This is a genomic window from Maridesulfovibrio zosterae DSM 11974, assembly GCF_000425265.1.
Classification (GTDB): Bacteria; Desulfobacterota; Desulfovibrionia; order Desulfovibrionales; family Desulfovibrionaceae; genus Maridesulfovibrio; species Maridesulfovibrio zosterae.
The window spans coordinates 117,263-129,397 of the sequence record NZ_AUDC01000010.1 but is presented as its reverse complement, the minus strand read 5'-3'; the positions used below and the strand labels follow the sequence as shown (position 1 = coordinate 129,397).

10 protein-coding genes are annotated in these 12,135 nt (G+C 41.7%); 7 read left to right on the top strand and 3 right to left on the bottom strand.

What is annotated here, in order from left to right; translation table 11 throughout:
- Positions 1 to 672: 672 nt before the first annotated feature.
- The 3 genes from H589_RS0101190 to H589_RS18930 are packed head-to-tail and all read right to left on the bottom strand — an operon-like array spanning position 673 to position 2,487.
- Positions 673 to 972 carry a HigA family addiction module antitoxin gene (locus H589_RS0101190; protein ID WP_027720331.1) on the bottom strand — a complete coding sequence of 100 codons (300 nt, stop codon included), beginning with the start codon at positions 970 to 972 and terminating at the stop codon, positions 673 to 675.
- Positions 972 to 1,250: a type II toxin-antitoxin system RelE/ParE family toxin gene (locus tag H589_RS0101185; RefSeq protein WP_027720330.1), complete on the bottom strand. Its 279-nt coding sequence runs from the start codon at positions 1,248 to 1,250 to the stop codon at positions 972 to 974. Before H589_RS0101185 ends, H589_RS0101190 begins: the two co-directional genes overlap by 1 nt.
- A gap of 58 nt (positions 1,251 to 1,308) precedes the next feature.
- Positions 1,309 to 2,487 (bottom strand): tyrosine-type recombinase/integrase, encoded by a 1,179-nt coding sequence (locus H589_RS18930; protein ID WP_051249574.1) that lies wholly within the window; start codon positions 2,485 to 2,487, stop codon positions 1,309 to 1,311.
- Positions 2,488 to 2,878: 391 nt separating this feature from the next.
- Here H589_RS18930 and H589_RS20225 point away from each other — a divergent pair, with 391 nt between their 5' ends.
- The 7 genes from H589_RS20225 (at position 2,879) to H589_RS0101145 (ending at position 11,050) form a co-directional block, all read left to right on the top strand.
- On the top strand, positions 2,879 to 3,922 hold the full coding sequence (locus H589_RS20225) for a helix-turn-helix transcriptional regulator (RefSeq protein WP_051249573.1): 1,044 nt from the start codon (positions 2,879 to 2,881) through the stop codon (positions 3,920 to 3,922).
- A gap of 322 nt (positions 3,923 to 4,244) precedes the next feature.
- A complete protein-coding gene (locus H589_RS18920) occupies positions 4,245 to 6,932 on the top strand; it encodes an efflux RND transporter permease subunit (protein ID WP_051249572.1) in 2,688 nt (895 codons plus the stop codon).
- A 95-nt stretch (positions 6,933 to 7,027) separates the two neighbouring features.
- On the top strand, positions 7,028 to 7,858 hold the full coding sequence (locus H589_RS0101165; protein WP_027720329.1) for an outer membrane lipoprotein-sorting protein: 831 nt from the start codon (positions 7,028 to 7,030) through the stop codon (positions 7,856 to 7,858).
- Positions 7,855 to 9,147, top strand: a complete 1,293-nt coding sequence (locus H589_RS0101160; protein ID WP_027720328.1) for a hypothetical protein — start codon at positions 7,855 to 7,857, stop codon at positions 9,145 to 9,147. Before H589_RS0101165 ends, H589_RS0101160 begins: the two co-directional genes overlap by 4 nt.
- A gap of 83 nt (positions 9,148 to 9,230) precedes the next feature.
- On the top strand, positions 9,231 to 9,668 hold the full coding sequence (locus H589_RS0101155; RefSeq protein WP_245577010.1) for a MarR family transcriptional regulator: 438 nt from the start codon (positions 9,231 to 9,233) through the stop codon (positions 9,666 to 9,668).
- Positions 9,669 to 9,870: 202 nt separating this feature from the next.
- Positions 9,871 to 10,485, top strand: a complete 615-nt coding sequence (locus tag H589_RS0101150) for a class I SAM-dependent methyltransferase (protein WP_035074643.1) — start codon at positions 9,871 to 9,873, stop codon at positions 10,483 to 10,485.
- A gap of 1 nt (position 10,486) precedes the next feature.
- Positions 10,487 to 11,050, top strand: coding sequence for a flavodoxin family protein (locus H589_RS0101145; RefSeq protein WP_027720325.1), 564 nt, complete (start codon positions 10,487 to 10,489; stop codon positions 11,048 to 11,050).
- Positions 11,051 to 12,135: the final 1,085 nt, after the last annotated feature.

Here is a 12,135-nt window from a genome sequence, read left to right as displayed (position 1 = left end):
TACAGCAATAGTGAATAGCCATAGTTAAGAATAATATGCCACAGAAATAGATAGTTTTTTGAAACGAGTTTTTGAAAAAACTATTTATGTAAGAAAAATGCTGATTTATGCAGTATAAAAAATACTGAGGAATAATAAATACTATTAAAAAAGCTGTTATCCCTATAGTCTTGTATGCAGTGTCACCCGTCCATGTGTCGTTAAGCCTAGAGAGGAATATTAACGAAGAGATAAAGACGTAAGGAATTGTTAATAAAATCATATTGCCTAAAATCAATCGGTATATATTAGGTTTTTGTTGATTTCCTAGAAGTTTTAAAATGGCTAAAGTGTATATGTAGTATGGTAGGGTTGTTGCCAGACATAATAGTGTAATTGCAATGCAGCGTGCAATACCTTCAATCTTATCCGTGAAGCCTATTAGAATTGGTATTTTATCTTCTAGCGAAGCTAGGCTTGGAATGTTTATGTAATCTTCAATTGAATAAGAAGTAAGGGCGGCTGTAATTGATAATATTAAAAAGTATCTTGTGGTGAAATAACCAAGAGTTTCTTTGTGTGTTGGATGGTATGCATCGAAGTTTGCAAGAATTCCTAGCACGTTTTTTTTAAGTCTTTCGAGACGTTCAATGTATGTTTGTATCTGAAATGACTGATTCATAGCGACCTTGGCTACCTAACCAAACACCCCTGTCCAACAGGAGTAACCCCAGACAAATCAACCTGACTGCGGACTTTTCCAAGGTCATAGTTAGCCTGCATAGCCAGCCAGCTTTCAGGGGTACGTCCGAGTACCTTTGAGAGGCGCAGGGCCATTTCAGGGGATACCGCGCTCTTGGCGTTCAGGACACGGGCGAGAGTGGAGGGAGCCACGCCGAGCATCATTGCCAGCTTGCGGCAGCTGAGATTGTATTCTTCCATGTATACGGAGCTGATAAGCTCACCGGGATGTGGGGGATTGTACATAGTCATTAATGATAATCCTCGTAGTTTAAAATGTAGGCATTCCCGTCGCGGAATTTAAAGGTCAGCCGCCAATTGCCGTTAACGGTTATGGACCAGAGATCTGTACGGCTTCCTTTGAGCTTATGCAGCCTGAATCCGGGAAGGTTAACGTCCTCCACTTCCTGAGCCGTATCAATGACTGAAAGTTGGATTCTCAGTCGTTTGGAATGCTTGGCCTGTATCCCGGCAGTTGAACCGGATCGATAAAATTTTTCCAGACCTTTGTGCTTAAATGTTTTGATCATTGCTCTTCATTTGTATGTTGCGCATTACGCAACGTTTTGTCAAGGAGCGTTGAGGACACTATTCTTCCAGCACCTCAACCGCCCGCATAAGTCCGTCTGGCGAAAGATGGGCATATCGTTGGGTCATCTTAAAGTCAGCATGGCCCATAAGCTCTTTTACACTATACAAATCCACGCCGCGCTGGACCAACCATGAAGCGAATGTATGGCGAAGGGTATGAAAACATACTCGCAGCCGAGGATCATCAATCCCTTCGTTGAACATGGGGTCAACGGTGCGATAAAAAATTTTGGATACGGTTTTCATTATATAGCCATTTCTTGAGGGGAAGATCAGTTCAGAGCTTGCCCCTTTGCACTCTTTAAGGCGGCGAGCGAGCATTTCCAATGTGTCTGTGAGTAGATAAGCTTGTCTGTTGACCTTGCCTTTTGTGTCCCTGATTGAGAGCTTTTTACCTGAAAGATCTACGTCGTGCCATGTCAGTGCTGCAATTTCTCCAAAGCGTAGGCCACAGCGTATAGCAAGAAGAGCCATGTCATGTGTATGGCCACGATGCTGTTTTAGTTCATCTAATAGTTTTTGAGCTTCTTCCGGTGTAAGGAATCGTTCTCGGCGATTGTCTTTTTTTGGGATTGATACTTTTGTGGTTGGTGAGTCTCCGTGTACATACTCATCGCGTCTAGCCATATTCCAAAGGTGAGAAATTGTCCCAAAGACGTATTTGATTGTGGACGTAGTGCGTTTTTTTTTGAGGAGGGCGGTTTTTATCTTTTCAATATCTTTGGGGCGGATTTCACTAAGCGGCATATTTCCGATGGCTGGAGCAATCCAGTTGCGGTAGAGCCCTTCTTCAGTTCGTGTAGAACCGTATGCCTTGTGAGCTTGTTGCGGCCAGTAGTATTGTTTCCAGAATTGGGAATAGGTAATGCTGGCTTTCTTGTCTTTTTCCTGTTTGAGGACTTTCTCTTCTCGTTTTTGCTCAGCGAGCTCTCTCTTTTCTGTCAGGGAGATACAGCCTTCACCGGTCCTGATGTTCTCTTTTAGTTCGGCCAGAGTTAGGGCTGCTTTTGCTTCGGTCCATCCTGCTGATGCCCAGCCTAAGGTAGGCTGGTATCGTTTGCCTTTATGTGAATAACGAAGGCCAAAGCAGCGGTCAGGGCGGGGGCCGTGCTTTCTGGTGGAGTGTTCATACCAGCGGATGCCGGGGTACTTTGAGGAAGTAATCCATTTACGCATTTCTTCACCTTGAAAATTCAGAGTTAAAATCAGGTACCAGTTTGGTACCACTTTTATGTGGTTTAACCTGATATGACATGAACATTTCTGAAAGTCTAGTTTGCTTAAAAGTTAAGTAAACTAAGTGTATATGTGAAAAAATAGCGTAGTTAGGAAAAAATGTAAATCTGATTCGTAACCAGCAGGTCGTCGGTTCAATTCCGATCGTTGGCTCCATGAAAAAGTAAAGCCTCACAGTGTGTTATAGCATTGAGAGGCTTCTTTTGCTTGTGGTGAAAAGTAGAAAATTTATTTTTATCATATTTCAACTTACCTTCTTGACATGTTATGCAATACTTGGATATTGAAAATCATAATCAATAAATCCATCTATAAATAAAGAGTAATGCAAATGAATGGAAGTCTTTTCACCCCTCAGAATAACAAAGTATGGAGCATGGGTGAAGTCGCTGCTAATAGTGCGGTCAGGGTGTTTGACCATATTGCTAATCTTGATTCAAGTGTTGACTCAGAGCCTGTGTGGCGTGAAATGAAGCTCAGGCCCGGGCTTCGGGTAAGCGCATTCGAGGGTACTCTTTCTAGCGATTTTTCATTCAGTTACCAAAAAAAGAATACTTTTCTTGATTTCGGATTTTTCCTTGAAGGCGCAATTGTAAATAATCTCTGTGAAACTTCTATAGGCCCTTTCAGGATTGAGAATTTTGCAGGATATGGAGGGTTGGGATTTTTTCAGGAAATGGCAGGGAGTGCTGAGCCAGCAGCACAAGGTAAGGTAAGAAGCATACATCTTCATATCATCCCTGAACTGCTTCACGAGTTGCTGGCTGAAGATATTCATGCAGTACATGATGATTTAAAGAATCTGCTGGAAAATCAGGGTGAGCATGATTTCTTTCTGCAGCACTCCATGGATCCTGTCGTTCAAATTGCGGCTAATGAATTGTTTTATGGACTCTCAGGCGGGCATTGCACCAGAATGTATCTGGAAGGAAAAGCTCTTGAACTTATAGGTTTTCAGGTTATGAAACTGGAATCTAAGTCCGGTGTGCATAATACTGTTTTGACCCCAAAGGAAGTTGAGCAGCTCAAGGATGTTCAGGCACATCTTAAGGAGAAGTTTGACGCACCACCGAGTATGGCTGAACTGTCTAAAACTCACATGATGAGTATCAGCAAAATTCAGTCAGGTTTTCAGGAACTATTTGGAATGTCTGTATTTGGTTTTTTAAAGGAATACAGACTTCGAAAAGCAAGAATGTTTTTTGAAAACGGCGATATGAATGTCAGCGAAGTCGGATGGGCTCTCGGTTATACCAATCTAAGTCACTTCAGTACTGCATATAAAAAAAGATATGGCATTCTTCCTAAGCAGTTTTTAAATTCAGTGCGAGAAAGAAAAGTAATCTGTTCTAATTGTGAAGATTTTAAAATTTGAATTTGTAAAATAATTTTTGAATAAAATTTTGCTTTGAAAAGCGTATTGCGTGTATTCGTAATACGCTTTTTATGCATTTTTCAGGCAAAAGTCTGTCCTTGCAATGTAGAAATTTATAATTCCGCTAGGTTCTTGTGCACAAAGTTTAAACGTAAATGGAATAGATTCTGTTTTGGGGTAAAAAAATTATGTTTAGGGGTAGTTTTGTCGTGTTAGAGGGGGATATGTTTACCCAAAGGTGTTTAAATCTACCGGCTGGATGATTTTTTTTGAGACAATGGTTAAGCTGCTTAACTAAAATACGAAAACTGAGGTAAGCTAAATGAACAAGATAAAGCAGTCTATAATTGCTTTTGCTATAAAGCGAAGCTGGATAACGATCATCATGCTTCTGATGCTGACGGTCTTTACAGGAGCATTTTTTCCTAAAGTGATTATTGATACCGATCCGGAACATATGCTTCCTGCTAATGAGCCTTCCCGTCTTTTTCACAATGAGGCCAAAGCTAAGTTTGCTTTGTCTGAAATTGTAGTGCTCGGGATTATGAACGAAGAATCTCCCAACGGTGTTTTCACTCCTGAGACATTGGGACGAGTCTACGAACTGACTGAATTTGCGAAGACTTTGAGCTGGGATAATCCGGAAGACCCGTCGAAAAAAGACGGTGTTATCGAAGTTGATATGGTTGCACCATCTATGGTTGAACATATCAGCCAAGAGGAGGCGGGGACAATTTCTTTTGATTGGCTAATGCCCCGTCCTCCTCGAACTCAGGCTCAGGCCGATATTGTGCGTGAAAAGGTTTTTTCAAACCCTATGCTTGCCGGTCATATGGCATCAGAAGATGGCAAGGCGATCTGCATATATCTGCCGTTGACGGATAAGAATCAGAGCTACAAGGTTTATACGGCCCTTCAGGGAAAGATCAAAGGATTAGGAGGAGGGGATGAATTTTATATTACCGGACTACCTGTAGCTCAGGACGCCATCGGTATTGAAATGTTTACGGAAATGACTCTTGCATCTCCGCTCGCCATGGGAACCATCTTCTTATTGCTTTATTTCTTTTTCCGTAAGCTATCGCTGACTTTCCTGCCTATGATAATTGCGACTCTGTCGGTAGTTATAACTATGGGATCAATGATTGGTCTGGGCTATAAAGTTCATATCATGAGCTCTATGATTCCGGTTTTTCTAATGTCCATTGCGGTGGTGGATTCAATACATATTCTATCGGAATTTTTTGATTTGTATTCGCCGGAGAAAGGTCGAAAACAAACTATTCTTGAGACATTGAATATCTTGTTCATGCCTATGCTTTACACTTCGCTGACCTCCGCTGCGGGTTTTCTCTCGCTCGCTCTTACCCCAATTCCTCCGGTTCAAGTTTTCGGTGTGTTTGTGGGATTGGGCATCATGGTCGCCTGGCTTTTAACCATTATGTTTGTTCCTGCATACATAATGGTCCTGCCTGCTCGGGTTTTTGATAACTTCGGTGGAGCCATGCGTGGGCATGAAAAAGGAACCTTTCTTGATCTTTTTTTGAAGAAAACAGGTGCGTTTTCATATCGCTACGCTAAGCCTCTGCTGGGCTTGGTTATGATTTTGCTGGTGCTATCCGTATGGGGAATCAGCAAGATTCAGATTAACGATAACCCTGTCAAATGGTTTGCTCCAAGTCATCCCATTCGTATGGCTGACACTGCACTGACCAAACATTTTGGTGGAATTTATCCTGCGTATCTTATTCTTGAAAGTGAAGAAAAGGAAGTTAGTTATTCCGAATCTGAAAAGCACAGGCTGTCTGAGAAGTTTATGCTTTTTGCCGATACTCTTGCCGTGAAGTCTCCAAATGCTCCCAAATTGGCAGCATTGTTTGTGAGTGAACTGGAACTCATGCCGGATTCAACTTATACAGAAAAGTCATTTCTTGACCGTGCAGCAGATTTAGCAGGGCAAAAAGCTGAAAAGGCTAGTGATGAAAATTACTATCTGTATGACGAGTTTGCCAGCTTTTTCAACCTAGAAAAAGAGCGTCAAAAACCTTTTAAAAGACCTGAGATGCTTGAATACCTTGCTAAGTTACAAAGGGAAATTGAAGCAGCCGGATTGGTTGGTAAAAGCATTGCTCCTACTGATTTGGTCAGCAAAATTAATCAGGAACTGACTGACGGCAAGGATGCCAGTTATCTTGTGCCTGAAAAGCTTCAGGGAGTTGGTGAGTGTTACATGCAGTATCAGCAGAGTCATCGCCCTCATGACCTCTGGCATTATATAACTCCTGATTATACCGGAGCTTGTGTTGTCTTCCAACTTTCCAGTGGAGATAACAAGGTGATGGAAGCAGTGGAAACTTTTGTAAACAATTACTTTGAGCATAACCCTCCTCCTTGTGCCGTTTCCCACAACTGGGCAGGCCTGACTTATATCAACGTCGCATGGCAGAGTCAGATGGTGGAAGGCATGCTACGTTCTTTTCTCGGTAGTTTCGTCATTATATTGCTCATGACTGTTTTCTTGTTCAAATCATTAAAATGGGGCGCACTATGCATGATCCCGCTAACGATGACTATTGCAATTATTTATGGATTTATCGGACTTATCGGCAAGGATTACGATATGCCTGTTGCCGTGCTCGGAGTTTTAACTTTAGGGATGTCCGTTGACTTTGCTATCCATTTTGTAGAGCGCTGTAGGACTCTTTATTCCGAAACAGGCTCTTGGAGTGAGACCCTACCTAAACTATACGGGGCTCCGGCAAGGGCCATCAGTCGCAACGTGCTTGTTATTGCAATCGGTTTTTTGCCTATGCTTATCTCTTCCCTGATTCCTTACCGTACGACAAGCATCTTGCTGTCATCCATCATGATGCTTTCCGGCGTTCTGACTCTGGTAGCTATGCCGGCAATTATTACTTTGGCTCCGAAATGGTTCTTTGTTGGAGATAAGGTCTCTATTTCTGAGGAAAAAGTACAGGCAACAACTATCCCTGCAGAAGTTCACCGTTAATTAAAAGAAATATTGTTCAGGAGGACTCCAAAGAGGCTCGCTGCTTTGGAGTCCTCCTGAAAGTGCATCAAAATATCAAATAAAAGAGGTTTAAAATGAAATACATAAGATTACTGGCTGCGGCATTTATGTTTGCAATGTTAATAGGTGTTTGCCCAGCTAAGGCTGAATCTCCGGATGTGGGGGATATAGTTAAACGTGCAAACCATATGGCTTTGTATCAGGGCGAAACATGCAAGGGGAAGATTCACTTGCAGATAACAGACAGTCAGGGGCGCACTAGAGTTAGAGACTTGAATATCCTGCGCAAGAATACTGATAAAGATGACGGGAAGCAGATGTACATGTCTTACTTTAAGGCTCCTGCGGATGTTCGTAGAATGGTCTTTCTGGTTCATAAAGTTATCCAGCCGGGCAAAGATGACTCTCGCTGGTTATACATGCCTAGCCTTGATATGGTGAAAAGAATTGCTGCCGGAGACAAGAGAACTAGTTTTGCTGGATCTGATTTTCTTTACGAGGATATTTCAGGGCGTAGCCTGTATGAAGACGCACATGAATTGATCGGGACTAAAGACGGTTGTTATATATTGAAGAATACTCCTAAGAATCCTGGAGATGTGGAATTTTCTTATTATATTGCTTATGTGGATCAGAATTCATTTATTCCCATGAAAACTGAATATTTTAAAAGTTCAAATACTCCCTATCGCACGATGAACGTGATCAAGGTTGAAAGAATTATCGCTGATAAAGACGGGGAGGTGATTTTATATCCCACTGTAACATGCTCTAAGGTTAGAAATAATGAAACTGGGAGTGAAACTGTTATGACTTTTTCCAACATTACTTACAACCTTCCGGTCGATAAAAGTGTTTTTGGTGAAAGATATTTGCGCAGACCTCCGAGAGAATTGATACGATGAGGTTTAAGAAGATCAAAATCATAGCCGTGTGGCTTGGGCTGCTTGCAGCCCTCGCCTCTCCGGCAGCAGCACAGGAAAAAAGTTTTTTTGAGCTTCCTCCACTTTTTGATCAATTCGCTCCTGTTGAATTCAACGGATTTATTGAGGCAAGAGTTGGATCACGAACTCAGAATGATCCTGAGGAAAAACAGTTTTCAATGGCTGAAGTGAGGATGCAGGGAGAGTTGTTTACATATACTGACTGGGCAGACTTCAAATATAAAGGGGATGTTCGCACGGATGCTATAAGCAACAGAATCGCTTATGAAACTCGTGAACTGTGGATGTTTTCCAGACCGTCCGATTTCATGGATATGAAAATCGGGAGGCAGGTCCTTACATGGGGGACAGGAGGGTTGGTGTTTCTGAATGACCTTTTCCCCAAAGACTGGCGTTCATTCTTTATGGGCCGGGACGCAGAATATCTGAAGGCTCCTTGCAACGCTGCTAAGGTTAGTTTTTTTACCGAAGTTGCGAACCTTGATTTGGTTTACAGTCCCCAGTTTGAACCTGATCGTTATATCGATGGTGAATATATTTCTTACTGGAGCGGACTTGAAAACAGTCTTGTAGGACGGGATAATATTCTTAAAACAGATATTCCTGATGAATGGTTTAAGGATGATGAGGTCTCAGCTCGTATTTACCGTAATATTAATAATTACGAACTGGCCCTATATGGGTACTGGGGGTACTGGAAACAACCTGCCGGAATGAATTCAAGTGATGAGGCTACTTTCCCTCCCCTTAATGTCTACGGGGCCAGTATTAGGGGACAGGTCGGTTCGGGGATCGGTAATATTGAGGTTGCATGGTATGACTCCACCAAGAGCCGGGGCGGGACCAATGCAGAGGTGGATAACTCTCAGATACGTTATCTGGTGGGATATGCTCATGAACTTTGGACCGATAGCAATTGCGAAGTGCAGTACTATGTGGAGCAGATGCTGGACTACGGTAATTATCGAGATGTGCAGAACCCCAAATACCCCAAGGATGAATTTAGGCATGTCATAACCGTGCAGTTTACCCAGCAGATGATGAACCAGAACCTGACTCTGGTGTTGGATTCATATTATTCACCAAGTGATGAGGATGCATATCTGCGACCGAGTGTCCATTACAAAGTGTCAGACCAGGCAACTGTTGGGATCGGTGCAAACTTTTTTATTGGTGCAACAGAGCAGACTTTTTTCGGTCAGTTTACTAACAACTCAAACATTTATACTTCGCTACGTTACAGTTTTTAACTTGACTGTTTTAGTTAAGATGCTTTACCTTCAAAGGTATGAATAGCAAAGAAGAGACAATCAAATATATGACAGGAAGACTCATGCGGATAATCAACAAACATTTGCGCATTGAAGCACAGCCTATTCCCATAAGTGAAGGCGTTGAGCTGCCAGCGGGTGAAGTTCATTGTTTGCAGGCGATCGGATTAAATGAGGGCGCTAACCTTAAATCAATTGCCACGGTTATGGGGGTCTCCAAAAGCGCTGTTTCCCAGATGGTGGGCAAACTTGAAAAAAAAGAATTTGTACGAAAGGACAGTTCACCGGATAACAACAAAGAGCTACTTGTCTTTTTAACCGGAACTGGTTGGGAGGTTTTCAACATGCATCAGGAATTTCATGAGAGACATATGCATAATCTGCTAGGCAGACTGGATGAATTTTCTGATCCGCAGATTGCGTCTGCTTCAGCCATTCTTGCTATTGTGGAGACTGTTGTTGATGAGCGTATTGCTGAAATTTTCAGTAGGTCCAAGTAAAAGTTTTCTTAGAAAAATATAAGTTGTCAAGGGCCGTTCGTGACATGAATTGTCCTTTTTATTTAAAGTAATAGTTAAGCTTCTTAACTAAGAGGAGCCGCCCGCTCCAGTCCTGTCACTCACTTTTGATGGGAATATGAACGAAAATAACAGAATTAAGGTTGATTCATTTCTTTACAATATCTAACTGTTGGAGAATTTGATGCAGACGAATTATAAATCAGAAAACAGTTGTAAATGCAGACATGGTGGGGACAAACGCGGTCCTACAAGTTACCAAATGCATGATTCCAACCTCGTTTTTGAAGCTTTAGAATTGAAAAACGGTGATGTTTTTTTTGATATGGGATGCGGTCCTGGGGATTATTCGATTCATGCTGCCAAAGATCTTGGTATTGCTGGAACTGTTTATGCGCTGGATAGCAATATAAGTATGCTCAAAACAGTTGATAACAAGGCTATTACGAATGGACTGAGTAATATTCAAACCGTTTACGGAGATATGACTGGTGTACTTCCTTTTGAAGATGAGAGCGTAGACACCTGCTTTATGAGTACTTCTCTACATTGCATGGATTTGCAAAAGTGCGGAACAGCTATCTTCAAGGAAGTTGAGCGTATACTTAAGCCTTCAGGGCAGGTTGCTGTTATTGAATGTAAAAAAGAGAAAGTCGACTTCGGGCCTCCGGTGCACATGCGAATTTCAGCAGAAGACCTCAAGTCCGTAGTACAGCCTTTGGGATTTTATGTGACCTCATATCTGAACCTTGGTTTTAACTATATGATCCAGTTTAAAAAAAACTTTAATGGAGTTTAGAATGAATATTCTTAATATGTACTCATCACTGAACGGGCAGACTGAAAAGGTCGCTTTTGAAATTGAAAAAGCAGTAATTGAAGCAGGTTTTGCGGTTACAACTGTTAATGTTAAAAATCAGGATGATGTTATTGACCTGCTTGCATATGATCTAACCTTTATCGGGTCAGGTGTTTATACATGGCTGCCGGGTAAGACTATGCTGAAATGGATTGAAAAGCAGATGGATTATGCTCGGAAAAATGATTTAATTCTTCCGGGATCACCACGAATTCCAGGAAAATTTGCCTGTGTTTATTGTACTTATGCGGGGCCACATACAGGTGAGGGCGAAGCTATTCCTGCTATTAAATATATGGGGCAGCTTTTCGAGCATTTAGGAATAACCGTTGCTGATGAATGGAGCATTGTCGGAGCGTTTATTCCTGAAAAAATGCGTCATTTTAATAATTGCGGTCGTCTTGGAAACATTGTGGGACGTCCAAATACTGAAGATTTGAGACAGGTGCGGGAAAAGACAAAAGGAGTAATTGATTATTTGCAGCTTTCTGTTCCCGTTAAATGAATTAAGCGGCTATTTTTTATCCTTAATTTAAGTTCTTTTTTAGAATATCGATCAATATGTCGGCGCACATAAGTTTTTTCATGGGGACTTGGATTTTTTGTACGCAAACTGTACGCAAAACTGCGTACAAAACTCGGTAGTTTTAGGTAGTTTTCGGCAGTTTTTAAAATGGACCGAAATAGGGGTATGACGCATAAAACAAGGGATAACGGGCGTTCCCGGCGGAAAATTTGATCTACCACCAGCCAATTCGTAACCAGCAGGCCGTCGGTTCAATTCCGATCGTTGGCTCCATAGTAAAATCAATGGTTTGCATGCAATATGTAAACCATTTTGTTTTGTCTAAAATGTGTGTTGTCCCCGTTTTTGTCCCTATAAATTGGTAGCATTGCTTTAATAGTCAAGAGCTATTCTCTGTTCGTGGCTAATAACTTCTTGTGTGAAGCCATCTCTTTTATGAGTTAGATTGACTGTTTGAAAAGTATTAGGCTCTTCGTTTTCCTCCATATAGGTGTAACTGTTTGTGGCGAATATGATTTAAATAGACAGGTGCAGCTACTTAGGTATTGTGGTAGCGGGCTAGCTGTGGTGAATGTCGGGGCATTTAGGATGGTGATTTTAACATCGCAGTGCGTACCGTGTTGCATTGTGCTCAGTCGGTTCATGAAAGCCTTGGTACAACAGCACCTCGGGGTACGGTTAATTTCAGTCTTGGGTAGCATACCACCGAATAAAAGATTGTGGCTGCAATTCACGCTATGAAGCAGATTGTTTTTTTGCAGGATCAAGCTGTATCTGAGCTAGATAGTCTGGCTCGACATTTTGTTGTCTGTCTACGTATACTGTTGGATCTAATTGATTTATTTAGATAGGAAGGAATTGCTTTGTTGATAATATAGATGAGATAAGAGGAATAGATTATGCTGCATACTTTATAGATACTGCTTTGTTGGGGATGGTTTATTTATGTGATTATGACTGTTCACTTGCTGCTTATTTATGCGGAAAAAGTCCTCGATTGCACCGCGTTTATCGTATATGTGAACCACATCTGGTTCGGTCAGACTCATAATAATTTATGATGG

Excerpts from the sequence above, each read along its gene's own strand:
- H589_RS0101190 (WP_027720331.1), bottom strand. The coding sequence starts at position 972 with ATGACTATGTACAATCCCCCACATCCCGGTGAGCTTATCAGCTCCGTA.
- H589_RS0101185 (WP_027720330.1), bottom strand. The coding sequence starts at position 1,250 with ATGATCAAAACATTTAAGCACAAAGGTCTGGAAAAATTTTATCGATCC.
- H589_RS18930 (WP_051249574.1), bottom strand. The coding sequence starts at position 2,487 with ATGCGTAAATGGATTACTTCCTCAAAGTACCCCGGCATCCGCTGGTAT.
- H589_RS20225 (WP_051249573.1), top strand. The coding sequence starts at position 2,879 with ATGAATGGAAGTCTTTTCACCCCTCAGAATAACAAAGTATGGAGCATG.
- H589_RS18920 (WP_051249572.1), top strand. The coding sequence starts at position 4,245 with ATGAACAAGATAAAGCAGTCTATAATTGCTTTTGCTATAAAGCGAAGC.
- H589_RS0101165 (WP_027720329.1), top strand. The coding sequence starts at position 7,028 with ATGAAATACATAAGATTACTGGCTGCGGCATTTATGTTTGCAATGTTA.
- H589_RS0101160 (WP_027720328.1), top strand. The coding sequence starts at position 7,855 with ATGAGGTTTAAGAAGATCAAAATCATAGCCGTGTGGCTTGGGCTGCTT.
- H589_RS0101155 (WP_245577010.1), top strand. The coding sequence starts at position 9,231 with ATGCGGATAATCAACAAACATTTGCGCATTGAAGCACAGCCTATTCCC.
- H589_RS0101150 (WP_035074643.1), top strand. The coding sequence starts at position 9,871 with ATGCAGACGAATTATAAATCAGAAAACAGTTGTAAATGCAGACATGGT.
- H589_RS0101145 (WP_027720325.1), top strand. The coding sequence starts at position 10,487 with ATGAATATTCTTAATATGTACTCATCACTGAACGGGCAGACTGAAAAG.